The 13091-nt window shown below is 36.3% G+C and carries 6 protein-coding genes; all 6 read left to right on the forward strand.

The genetic code is table 11. The annotated features are described in order from the left end of the window. Window positions 1–195 precede the first annotated feature (195 nt). The 6 genes from CLV73_RS11250 (at window position 196) to CLV73_RS11275 (ending at window position 13090) form a co-directional block, all read left to right on the forward strand. The gene (locus tag CLV73_RS11250; protein ID WP_100376891.1) at window positions 196–1647 is read left to right on the forward strand and encodes a T9SS type A sorting domain-containing protein; all 1452 of its coding nucleotides are present in this window, start codon (window positions 196–198) and stop codon (window positions 1645–1647) included. A gap of 291 nt (window positions 1648–1938) precedes the next feature. After that, window positions 1939–4782 carry a T9SS type B sorting domain-containing protein gene (locus CLV73_RS11255; RefSeq protein WP_100376892.1) on the forward strand — a complete coding sequence of 948 codons (2844 nt, stop codon included), beginning with the start codon at window positions 1939–1941 and terminating at the stop codon, window positions 4780–4782. A 138-nt stretch (window positions 4783–4920) separates the two neighbouring features. Then, window positions 4921–7764: a T9SS type B sorting domain-containing protein gene (locus tag CLV73_RS11260; protein ID WP_100376893.1), complete on the forward strand. Its 2844-nt coding sequence runs from the start codon at window positions 4921–4923 to the stop codon at window positions 7762–7764. 116 nt (window positions 7765–7880) lie between these two features. Continuing rightward, window positions 7881–11285 carry a T9SS type B sorting domain-containing protein gene (locus CLV73_RS11265; RefSeq protein WP_100376894.1) on the forward strand — a complete coding sequence of 1135 codons (3405 nt, stop codon included), beginning with the start codon at window positions 7881–7883 and terminating at the stop codon, window positions 11283–11285. 125 nt (window positions 11286–11410) lie between these two features. After that, window positions 11411–12199 carry a hypothetical protein gene (locus tag CLV73_RS11270; RefSeq protein ID WP_100376895.1) on the forward strand — a complete coding sequence of 263 codons (789 nt, stop codon included), beginning with the start codon at window positions 11411–11413 and terminating at the stop codon, window positions 12197–12199. A gap of 114 nt (window positions 12200–12313) precedes the next feature. Beyond that, window positions 12314–13090, forward strand: coding sequence for a DUF6759 domain-containing protein (locus CLV73_RS11275; protein ID WP_100376896.1), 777 nt, complete (start codon window positions 12314–12316; stop codon window positions 13088–13090). Window position 13091: the final 1 nt, after the last annotated feature.

The raw sequence follows: 13091 nt of genomic DNA on the forward strand, positions 1-13091 counted from the left end.
AATTATTGAAATCGTTCATTAATTAACCATAAAAACAGCTTTCAAGGAAGCTGTTTTTTATATATAAATCATTCATAAAATATTATTAATAAAAATAGTAGACCAAGAATCTTGCAAAAACTAAAATTTCAATTGCTTATTTCACCAAACGAAGATAATTTGTTACTTTTAAAAACTTAAACTCAAAATTTAACTATGAAAAAAACATTTTTATTCTTGTTTCTGACATTTATAATGTCTTGGAATGCTTTGCGAGCACAAAACGGAGGATCAGATTACATCATTGTCTTAGATAACGGAAGCTCAATGACAACACAACGTTTCGAATCAATGAAACTGGGAGCAACAAAACTGATTCAGCAGCTATTATCATGCAATCCTTTAAACAGAATTGCTCTAGTACATTATGGCACCGGAATTTATAACACCAACAATACCAACTATAGCCCGAAAATTTACATTGAGTATGATTTTTCAAACGACACTTTCATGACCCAACAGATTGAAAGAAGACTTGATAACGGAGATCATTTTCATGAAGCCCTGGGAATTATCGGGAATGCTTTGGATGGGGTTTCCAATCCTGACATTGTAAGTCCACAGACAACATTAAACAACGATCCGGCGAATCCTTTAAAAGTAGTAGTATTTACGGACGCTGAAAGGAATACAGGAAATCTCAGCTTTGGCTCTTATCTTGTCAACTACGATTACCCTACTCCCAATACTCCTGAAGCTTTCAAATATGTAACCGATTTTAAAGTCAATAGAAATGCAAAATTTGCAGTTATCCATATAAATCCGGATACTCCAGCTACAGAGGCCGCAGCATCCATTGCAAGCCAGGGAGGATCTTACAGCGGGCCCGTGGAAACCAATATTGACGATCCCGATTACGGATCCCCAACAAGACTTTATTTCCCAAGAACAAGCTTCGACATGTCACCATCTGAAATAGATTACTGGGTACGCTTAGGCACTCAGATTTGCGATACTTCAGGCTGGGGAAGTGTTAATTTTAAATATGAGCCCAATGGATGCGGGACCAACATGGTGCAAACTATTTCCGGAAGCTATTCATTACCAGCCGGAGCAACTTTTACACAATTTAAATTAGTGGCAAGAGATATTGTTACAGGCCAGGATTATGGTGTCAATTTTAATCCGGTAATGACATCCCCTACAGATTTTTATTATGCACTACAACCTTCAGATTTTAGTTTTCCAGGAATTACGGATGCTAAATTTGTATTTATTTTAGGGCTTCAATATAATTATCAAGGTAACTCTTATGATGTGATGAGCTGGAACGGATACCCTTATTTTAATTATGATCTTTTATTAACTTCTTTACCTAATTGCGGAATGAGGCAGGCTGGACCATCTTATCCAGTACTAGATGAAAATTCAATACAGATTACTCCTAATCCTACAAACGGTGCAATCAAAGTCATTTTAGATCAAAAGAAAATTGAAGCCGGGAAAATCCAGATCGTAGATCTTAGCGGAAAAACAGTATATGAAAAGACATTTAGAGACCAAAATACTGTAGACATTGATATTCATTCACAAAAAGAAGGAGTGTACATTATAAAAATCATCTCTAACAAAAATGAAATCTTTACCGAAAAAGTGATCAAAAAATAAATAGATGATTGAATAATTGGATATTGATCAGCCTAAACTTAAATCCGAAGAAATATTTCTTCGGATTTTTTTGTTAAAAACTTTCAGCTCCAAAAAAATCAAAAAAAGTTTTTTTAAGAAAAGTATTAATTCATTAAAATACTTTTATACTCTGTAAAAAAAAGAGATACTTTTAATTTTCTTCATAGATTTTAATGAAAACATGAATATTATTTTAATTTTTTATTTATTATTCGTAAACAATATTCAAAATAATATTTTAATTTTGTAAAAATCCTAATTCCAACAACTATGAAAAGATTTCTATTCTCTTTCGTATTATTGTTTTTTACATTTAATACCATCTTTGCCCAAAAAGATACAGAGCATTGGATTGCTCCGTTCTATTATTCTCAGCAATATACGCAGGCAGTATATCTATCCACAGATTCCGTAACCCCTTTTGATGTTAAAATATACACAGGAGGTAGCTTTGGAACTTTGTTAGGTACTGTTACCATTAGCAAAAACAGTCCAAAAACTTACTCGATACCTCGTACCAATATTGCAACAAATAGTACTTTAGAAGCATTTACACCTATTGACAAAGGGCTATATATAACTGGTGGTAAACCATTTTTCTGTAGCTTGAGAATGGTAAGTAGCACAACCCATGCTGAAATTGTCACAAGTAAAGGGAAAGCAGGTATAGGGAAAGAGTTTTACGTAGCTTCAACTCCTTCTACAGCCACTTCAAATAACTTTACTGCAGCTGTTATGGCAACGGAAAACAATACAACCGTAACCGCAACTTGGAGCGGATTTGTAGCATTTTTTGGCGGCTCTCCGACAGGGAATACCCATACTTTTACTTTAAATAAAGGGCAATCTTTCATCTTTGCGGGGAACGCAGGAGCGACAGCCCCTTTTACCGGAGCTAAAATTGTTTCTGACAAGCCGGTTACACTTACTAACGGAAACGTTAATGGTAATTTCGGTAACAATACAGGTTCCGGGTCGGATGCAATTTTAGACCAATCTGTTCCTACCGAAAGATTAGGAAGCACATTTGCAATCGTAAGAACAAGATCTACTACATCTGATCTTGAAGGAGCTATTGTTGTTGCTGTTGAAAACGACACTAAAATATTCATAAACGGATCGACCACTCCAATCGCTACACTCAACCAAGGCGAATGGTATAGAATTGCAGGCGACAACTATGTTTTGCAGGGAACAAATGGCCATTATAATATGTTTGTATCTACTTCAAAAAAAGTATATCTATATCAATTGGTTTCTGTTCTTGACAGCAGTGCAACATGCGGATTTAACTACATCCCTCCATTAAACTGTTTTTTGCCTAGAAAAATTGATGAAATTGCATTTGTGAATGAAATGCCTCTTGGGACAAATGACACCAGTACTGTACCAGCAGGGCAAGTTATAAAATTGAACATTTTGACAGAAGCAGGTGCTACTGTTACTTACACTGTAACGCCTCCGGGAGGAGTACCAGGAGCTCCAATCACTCCAACTGCTGCACAAGGACCTTATCCCCTTACCGGAAATACAGCCTGGGTAACCTATGGTATTGAAGGGGTAACGGGTACTGTTAAAATTGAATCCAATAAAGCAGTAACTGCTGGAATTAACGGAGGATATAACACTTCAGGATATGGAGGATATTTTGCAGGATTCTCTTCAATTCCGGTTATTTCAAAACAAACAGGAGAATGTGCTCCGGGAATTATCCTGGAAGTAGATCCTGGATATGACTCTTACCAATGGTATCTAAATGGTAACATTATTCCGGGAGCAACTTCAAATACCTATGCTCCATTAGTAGGGGGCAACTATACTGTAAGAGTAACAATGGGAGGATGTCAGCCTGTAACAACAATTGCTTATAAAGTGTTTTCATGTTTAAAAGAAACAGCAAAAACAGATGAAAGTTGCGGCACCAAAATCATAACTCCTACCTTCACGTCTTCAACTCAGGCCCCTGTTGCCAATACTGTAAAAATTATCACAGCACCTACTCACGGTACAGCGGTAGTAAATGCAAACGGGACGATTACTTATACTCCGAATGCTGGTTTCGCCGGCTCAGATGTAATTGTTTATAAATTCTGTGGAAACGACCCTGAATTTGTAGATTGTGAGCAGGTAACCCATACCATAAAAATTGTACCTCTTGTTCCTAAAGAACCGACCATCACAGCATGTCAATACGACACTGACCCTACCGCATTGTTTGACCTTACGACAGCAAATGTTATTGATTATACTTCTCCTTATACGAAAAAGTATTACCCTACACTGAATGATTTAAATACAAATAATAATGAGATTACAACTCCTAAAAAGTATGCTTCAGCAGGTGGCTATGCTTATGTAAAAATAACAGCTGAAGGAGGATGTGTTGCAACGACAAAAATTAAATTAGTTCCGATTCCTGTAAAAAAATCTCCACTTTTAGTAGACAAATTTATTTGTATTGATGGCAGAACCTCTTTGGATGCAGGTCCAGGATATGACAGCTACCAATGGAGTACAGGGGCAACAACATCATCTATTCAAGGATTGTCTGTAGGGGAATATACTGTCATTCTTGAACATAACGGCTGTTTCCTGGAACAGACTGTACATGTGAAAAAAGCTCAGGATCCGGTAATTACTAAAATCGAAATTACAAACAATACAGCTACCGTAATCGTTACCGGAGGAGTTGCCCCTTATAAATATTCTGTAGACGGAACTACTGCATGGCAAGATTCTAATGTATTCACAAACTTATCGAGAGGGCAACATACTTTTTATGTGAAAGATGCGTACAGCTGTGCTCCTATCTCTGTGGAAGTAACTGTACCTAACTTAATCAATGCAATCACCCCTAATGGAGATAACGTAAATGATGTTATCGACTATAGTGCGTTAGCTTATAAAGAGAATCTTACATTCGTAATCTATGACCGATACGGTAACAAAATCTTCACCGGAGATAAATTCAACAACTACCGTTGGGATGGAAAAGGATCCGGAAAAAAGATTGTAACAGGCACTTACTGGTATCATATTAATTGGAACGAACCCAATGCAGCGAAAACGCCGATAAAATATACAGGTTGGGTCCTTGTGAAAAACAGAGAATAATTTTTAAAACTATATTTTAAAGCCACAATTTAAAAAGATTGTGGCTTTTTTATTGTTGCTTTATCATATTTTCTTTTATTTTTTTCAAAACATATCAAATATTCTTTTAATTTTGCAAAAATCCTAATTCTAACGTTTATGAAAAAATTTCTACTCAGCTTAGTATTGATTTTCTTTTCAATCAGTACATTATTTGCTCAGAGAGATACTGAGCACTGGATAGCACCATACTTTATGAGCTCTAGTGCTACCGGATATACCAATACGTTGTATATGTCCACAGACTCGACGACACCGTTTCAGGTAAAGATTTATAACAACAATACTCTCCTTACTACCGTTACTATAAGTAAAGGTGCCCCACAGAGTTACACTGTTGCTCCAGCTCTTATATCCACAAGTAATGCATCTGAAGCTGCTACAGTGATTACCAAAGGACTATATCTGAAAGGAGATAAGCCTTTCTTTTGTAGCTTGAGAGCTGCACAAAGTGCTCACGGTGAAATTGTAACTTCTAAAGGAAAAGCAGGAATAGGAACTAAGTTTTATGCCGCCGCAGCACCTATTACTTATAGCAGTGCTTTTCTAATGAACTTTACCACAGGAATCATGGCTACAGAAGATGGCACTACAGTAACTGTTTCAGGTTATAACCCTAATATACAGTTTGTAAATAATACACCAGCTCCTTTAAGTGTGACTTTTACTTTAAACAAAGGACAATCTTATATTCTTGCAGGGCTTGGAGATAACACTCCCAACTTTACAGGTTTCATAGGGGCTAAGATTACTTCAAACAAGGCTATTACAGTGACCAACGGAAATGCCAATGCAATGTATGCCACTGGAAGCCAGTCTTCTGGATCTGACCTTGTACTAGACCAGTCTGTTCCTACAGAAAGACTTGGAAACGAATTTGCAATGGTAAGAAGTTTATCTCCTATTAACAACTCGTATGATATGGAAGGAGGTATTGTAATTGCAACAGAAAATAATACTGAAGTTTATCTTAACAATGGAGCAACTCCTGTTGCAACCCTTAATGAAGGACAGTATTATAGAATTTTAAATAACGCCTATATTAACCAAGGTAATAACCATTACAACGTTTATGTACATACTTCAAAAAACGTGTACCTTTATCAATTGGTAGGTTCTGATGGAACGGCAACAGGAGGATACAATTATATTCCACCTTTGAACTGTTTCTTACCTAGAAAAATTGATGAAATTGGTAAAGTAAACGAAATGCCAGGATCAGGAGGTAGTCCGATTACTTTAAAATTGAATATTTTAACTGAAGTTGGAGCAACCGTTACATATAGCGTTAATGGAGGTGCTCCGATCACACCTACTGCAGCACAGGGGCCTTACAGTCTTACAGGAAACAGTAACTGGGTAACCTATGCTATCACTGGTGTTACAGGGAACCTTGCTATTCAATCGAACAAAGCCGTAACAGCAGGTATAAACGGTGGATATAGTACAGCAGGATATGGAGGGTACTTCGCAGGATTCTCTTCCATTCCTCTTATTTCTAAAACGACAGGAGATTGTATTCCTGGAATTAAATTGGAAGTAGATGACAGTTATGATACCTACCAATGGTTTTTAAATGGAAATCCTATTACCGGTGCTAATGGAAACACATATACTCCGACACAGGGAGGCGACTATACTGTAAAAGTTACTATTGGAAGTTGCCCTCCAGAAACGACTCCTGTCTTCAAAGTGTTCACATGTTTAACCAAGTCTAACAAAACAATGAATGTTTGCGACATTTCGCAGGTGATCATTCCAGAATTTACTATTTCAACACAGACATATAATCCAAGTTCTGTAACTATCGTTACCCCTCCTACTAATGGTATTGCGACAGTAAATCCTGTAACCGGTGTTATTAACTACACACCAAATGTTAACTTCGTAGGAACTGATACTGTTGTATATAAATTCTGTGGAATAGCTCCAGAGTTTGTAGATTGTGAACAGGTTACTTTAACTTTAAATGTTTCTGAACTTCCTGTCGTAACTGATGCAATATTGAGAACTTGTTTCTTAGAAACCAATACAGCTACAGGTCAATTTGATCTTACCATTGCCCCAGTTTCAGGACAACCAGGAGTAACAAAAAAATATTATCCTTCACTTACAGATGCTCAAAACGGTACTAATGAAATTTTAACTCCTAATCAGTATATTGCTCCTAATGGAGTTGTATTTGTAAGGGTAACGAACGGAAACGGATGTTATAGAATTGCTAAAGTTACACTTGTTGTTTTCCCTCCTACTAAATCAACAGTTTTAACTGATAAGATTATCTGTATGGAAGATAAAACCACATTAGATGCTGGTCCTAACTTCGACGGATATCAGTGGAGTACAGGAGCAACAACACAAACAATATCTGATGTTACCGTAGGTACATACTGGGTAAAACTAAAAACAGGAGATTGTTGGACGAAGCAAACGGTAAAAGTATATGCTTCTGAACAACCTGTAATTACAAGTGTTGATATTGCTACGACAACAGTTACTGTATATACAACAGGTGGAACGGCTCCGTATAAATATTCTATGGATAACATTAGCTGGCAGGATTCTAATGTCTTCACAAATGTTCCGAGAGGAAGTGGAGTGGTGTATGTAAAAGACGCATACGATTGTAATCCTATTTCTGTAGAAATTACAATTCCTAACATTATCAATGTGATTACTCCAAATAATGATGGTGTAAATGATGTTTTAGATTACTCTGAATTAGGACATAAATCAAATCTGGTAATCGACATCTTTGACAGATACGGAACTAGAATTTACCAGGCCAACAAAGCCAACGGATACAAATGGGATGGGACAACGAACGGAAGCAAGAAAGTATCTACTGGAAGCTACTGGTTCAGCGTAAGCTGGAATGAACCAAATGCAAAACAAACTCCGGTTAAATATTCTGGATGGATTTTGGTTAAAAACAGAGAATAAATATTCCTAATACTAGAATTTATTAAAAACCACGATTTGAAATCGTGGTTTTTTTATTGTTTTTTCAAGCTAATACTACTTTTTATTATTAAATTTGTGTCAAAAGCTACCCCTGAATGAGAAAAATTCTATCTTTTTTATTTATATTTTTCATTTCCATGTCTACTTTTGCACAGCTAGACAGAGAACATTGGTTTGCTCCTATGATGGATAGAACAGGAAACCCTAATCCTTATCAAAAGCTTTACTTATCAACCAATCGCTCTACCCCATTCCCGGTAAATATTTATAATAATAATGTTTTAATTGGCACCGTAACAATCAGTAAAAATAATCCTCAGAAGTTTGATGTTCTTAGAGATTATATTATCACAACATTGCAAACGGATCTTTTCACGCCTATCACCAAAGGTCTTTATCTAAAAGCAGATTTCCCTTTTTATGCCAACCTGAGATTTTCTGTTTTCAATCACGCTGAAATCATTACTTCTAAAGGAATCCCATCTACCGGAAAAACTTTTTATGCGGCAAACGCACCTATTACAGTAAGTAATAATATCCTAAACTTCATGACAAGTATTTTAGCAACTGAAGACAATACAACAGTTACTATCTCGGGATATAAATCGACCGTTCAGTTTTCAAATGGAACAACCGGGCTTACCAATCCTACAATAACCTTTACATTAAACAAAGGGAAATCTTTCATCATTGATGGTATAGGTGATATTGCAGGGAATTTTGATGGTTTTATAGGAGCAAAAATTGTTGCCAACAAAGCAATCAATGTAACCAACGGTAATTTTAACGGACAGTATGCAGGCAATTATCCTATAAGCTCAGATATTTTGATGGATCAGGCTGTACCTGTTGAAAGATTAGGAACCGAATTTGCCTTAGTTAAAGGAAACGGGAGTATTGGATCCAATATGGAAACAGCTTTAGTAATAGCTACTGAAGACAATACCCAAATTTATGTAAACAATGAAATTCCTCCTATTGCCACATTAAATACAGGACAATATTATGTAATTCCTGACAGCAAATATATTTTGCAGGGAAACAACCATTACAACTTATATATAAGAACCACGAAAAACGCGTATGTTTATCAAATGCTTGCCGGAGATTCAGCATCCGGAAGCGAAGTTGCGACCGGAGGCTTTAATTTTATCCCCGCATTGAACTGCTACTTGCCTAAACAAATCAACGAGCTCGGTTTTATTGATGAAAATTTTGTCCTTTCCAATAACAACCCCACCGGGATTTTAAATATTCCTACCAAACTAAATCTGATCACTCAAAAGGGAGCAGTTGTAACAGTAAATGGCAATACCCCTCCAGCCAATACGGGACCTTTTGATATGACCGGAACCAATAACTGGGTAACTTATGGGATACCTAATACAACAGGAACTATTACTGTTATTTCCAATAAAGCCATTACTGCCGGAATTAATGCAGGAAGCGATGCAGTAGGATATGGTGGTTTTTTCGCAGGTTTCCCTACACAACCGGTCATTTTACAGACTGGGGCAGGTTGCGCACCGGGAATACAGCTTACTGTAGATCCATTAATCTATGACAGCTATCAATGGTACAGAAACGGATCAATTATTCCCGGGGCTACAAGTTCAACATACAACCCTACTCAATCCGGCTTTTATTCATGTTCAGTAACAATGGGAAGTTGTGCGCCTTTAATTTCTAATGAAATCAAAGTTTTAAATTGTACAAAGCAAAGCACTGCAACCTATAATGTTTGTACTACACAAACAATAACACCTGCATTTACAACATCAACACAAACTCCCGTTCCTTCTACGGTATCAATAGTCACTCCGCCTTCGCTAGGTACTGCCACTATCAATCCCACAACAGGAGTTATTACTTATACCCCAACCAATCCGGGAACGCTAACAGGTACGGATACATTCACCTATACATTTTGTGGAAATGATGCTGTTTTTCCGGATTGTGAAACGGTTACTGTTACTATTCACTTAGAAGCACTTACAACCACTAATGCTACAATTTATGCCTGTAATATAAATAATCAGGGTACTTTCAACCTTACGTCTGCCAATATAAGTAACAATTCTCCTATTACAATTACTTACTACCCAACTTTAACAGATGCTCAAACCGAAAACCCAACAGCTCTTATTACATCTACTACTGCTTATACCGCAACAAACGGTACTATTGTGTATGCTGTCGTAAAAAATAATAATGGTTGTAAAAGCATCGCTCAGATCACATTAAGTCTTTATAATCTTGCAGTCATCACTCCTAACTATTCAGGAGTATTTTGTGATGATAATTTTGACGGCACTGTTACCATAAATTTACTAAACATTACCCCAATTGTTCTTAATAACCCTACCTATTTTACCAATGTAAGGTATTATGCAAATATTACAGATGCTAATGCAGGAAATTCCAACACTCTTCCTAATAGCTGGAGCTTCACAACAAATACTACAATTTATATTCGGGTAGATTCACCTGATGGGTGTGCAGCCGTAGTACAACCGTTAAATTTTTCCATTGGACAGCCTATTCAATTATTAACAGATCGTGTTACAACAAGTATTTGTGATGAAGATCTGGATGGCAGTAAACAGATAAATCTATTACCTTTTATCCCTCAATTTACAACAGATCCAGGTGTTACCTATACTTTCCACAGCAATTTGCAGGATGCACAAAATGGTACTACTCCTATCAATAGCACCATAACTCTTTCCGGAACTCAAACTATTTACATAAGATTTGAAAAAAACGGAGTTTGCCCGGCTATAGGAAAAATAATTATCACTGTAAAAACACCAAAGAAATCTGATATTTTATTAGATCAGATCATTTGTGCAAAAACAACCACAACCTTAGATGCCGGTTCAGGCTTCGAGTCCTACGTTTGGAGTACAGGAGCTACAACAACATATATTTCCAATGTTCCTGTTGGAAATTATTGGGTAGATCTTACTTATAACGGGTGTGTATACAGACAATATGTAAATGTTACTGAAGCCCAGCTTCCGGCAATTCTTTCCATCGATATCAACGGGACAACAGTAACAGTAAATGTAGGGGGTGGATTCCCTCCTTACCAGTATTCTTTAGATGGTATCAATTGGCAGAGTTCCAATGTTTTCTATAATGTAGCACGAGGCTCTCACGTGGTATATGTAAGAGATTCTAAAAACTGTCAAATGGTTGAGAAGCCTTTTGTAGTTGTAAAGCTTATTAATACCATTACACCAAATGGAGATGGGCACAATGACCAGATCGATTATTCCGGGCTTGCCGATAAAACCAACTTTGAATTCAGAATTTTTGACCGATATGGTGCCGAGGTTTTCAGAGGAACCCCTACCAACAATTATACCTGGGATGGAAGAATGGGAGGCAGAAATGTACCGACAGCAACCTACTGGTATTTTATCAGTTGGGTGGAATCCGGGCTCATTCCTACAACCGTAAAATATACAAGCTGGCTTTTGGTAAAACACAGATAAAATTTTAAAACACATATTTATAACAATCATTAACAGTTTTATACTAAAGTTTAATATACTTTAACCCGTTTTTGTAGTTTATAAAGTGATAAATTGGCGTATTTCTATGTAATTTTGCCAATTATATGAAGAAACTAATTACTTTAATTTTTTTGATTTTTTTAGCTAAAATCAATGCTCAGCTTTTCTCCGGAGAAGTTTTTTTAAGAGACAACTCTATTTTGTATCTCAATCAGGTATATGTGACCAATCTTACCACACAAAAAACAGTACTTACCAACTATAATGGTAATTTCAATATTGAAGCTAAGCTGGGAGATGTAATTCGTTTTACCTCAATCATTACAGAAAGAAAAGATTTTAAAATCACTCAACAAATGTTGGGTGGCAAAAATCTGATTGAACTTAAAATAGCTTATTATGACATTCAGGAAGTACTTATCAGTAGATTCAAGCCTACAGGCAACCTCAGATATGATGTAAACGCTATAAGGAAAGAAGACAAAAGTCTTACCCTAAAAAAAATGATCGGCTTACCAGCTCCTAAAGGAGATGGCACTTCACCCGAACTTCCGGTTGCCGGCTTAAGAGATGGTGGGCTCACTTTTAGTTTGGAAAGTATTTATGATATCCTCTCAGGAGACCGCAAGAAAAAACAGCGTTATCTAGCGTATGAACGAATGAATTCTTCCATTACCCAGATTAAAAATTATTTAGGCAAAGATTATTTTGTAAAGTTTAAAATTCCTGAAAACCTAATTGATAATTTCTTACAGTTCGTATATACATCAGAAAATGTAGAACCTTATGTATTGGCAGGAAACTTCGAGGCCATCAAAATACCGATTGAAAAATATCTTCCGATTTATCAAAAAAGGCTAAAAAGCTCACATCTGCAGGAGATCGCAAAATAAAAAGTTTTAAATTTTATTTTTGAAATAGAGATTTTTTTTAAAATATTTATAATTTTATAACGTATTTAATTATTAACGACTCACTGATCCCCAAGTCCAAAAGCATATATTTTAATGAAGAATTTACTTTTTTTACTAAGTACCCTATTATGTATCAATCTTTCTGCACAAGGAAAAGACAAAGATTACAGTAATATTTTAAAAAGTAAAAACATCTATGAGCTTAATGCTTTTTTGCGGGACGCTCATCCTGACGAACCTCGCCGTTCCGTTATAAAACCAAGAGTAATGCAGCTGATGAAGGAATATATACAAAATGCTGCTCCCGGAGATCCTAAAGTAAAAACGATGCAGGAAAACCTTGCCCTTCTGAAAAGGCGGCCTTCTACAAAGATTACTTTCGATGAAATGAATGCGAAAATAAAAGAAAAACAAATTGCAAAATACAGAGCCGAGCTAGCTTCAGGAGTATCATCAGTAAAATACACTCCGAGTACCGCTCAAAATGTCTATGTCGCCAATACTCCTGCTACAGCTACAAAAGCAGCAATTCCTAACACAGAAGCAGATGAATTCAATATGCTTATGGCAAGCAATCCTGTTGAGCATAAAAATAAAACGGTGAAAATATTGAACTCATTATTTGACAATGATCCTAACGCCAAGGAATGCATTGTGATGATTGAGAACAATTCCGACTGTAATATTATCGTAAGAATGGAAGGTGTCGGAAATACAAAGTACCGTCTTGCTGTACCCGCTCACGGAGATAATTCTATCGTAATCGAGAAAGGAAATTATCTTTTTACAAGTTTGGTTTGCGGAGCACAATATGCATCACAGAAAACCGTCCAGAAGCCGATTATGGTCGCATTAAGCAATCCTAAATAGC

The organism is Chryseobacterium geocarposphaerae (genome assembly GCF_002797535.1).
Classification (GTDB): Bacteria; Bacteroidota; Bacteroidia; order Flavobacteriales; family Weeksellaceae; genus Chryseobacterium; species Chryseobacterium geocarposphaerae.